General features: G+C 53.7%; 1 pseudogene. It reads right to left on the bottom strand.

Annotated features, from left to right (window positions below):
* Positions 1 to 365 (bottom strand): annotated as a pseudogene (locus QN379_RS23520) (RTX toxin); the annotation flags it as partial.

Genomic DNA, 365 nt, shown 5'->3' with positions numbered 1-365 from the left:
CCGAGTTGGTCCAGTGTGAATAATTCATTGGCTTGAGAAATACCATCCTGATTGAGATCACGCCAGACTTTGAGCTGGTTCCAGTTGGCATCGTTTTTATCGATCTTGCCATCGTGGTTGGAATCCAGATCAGCCAGCGCACCGAAACCATCGCTGGCGGTGTGGCCGTTGTCGAGTTGGGTGGAATCACCAAATAGTTCCGTGCCGTTATCAATCACCCCGTTGCCGTTGCGGTCCATGACGAGCAAGCCATCGTCAGCGCCGACCCAGCCTGTCGCGGTTTTAATGCCGTCGTTGTTGTTGTCGAAGTAGATGTTGTTTTTGCTGCCGACGGTTTCGATGCCGTCGCCGTCGAGGTCGAGGAC

Source organism: Glaciimonas sp. Gout2, assembly GCF_035018905.1.
Taxonomy (GTDB): Bacteria; Pseudomonadota; Gammaproteobacteria; order Burkholderiales; family Burkholderiaceae_D; genus Glaciimonas.
This window is presented reverse-complemented; position numbering and strand designations above follow the sequence as displayed.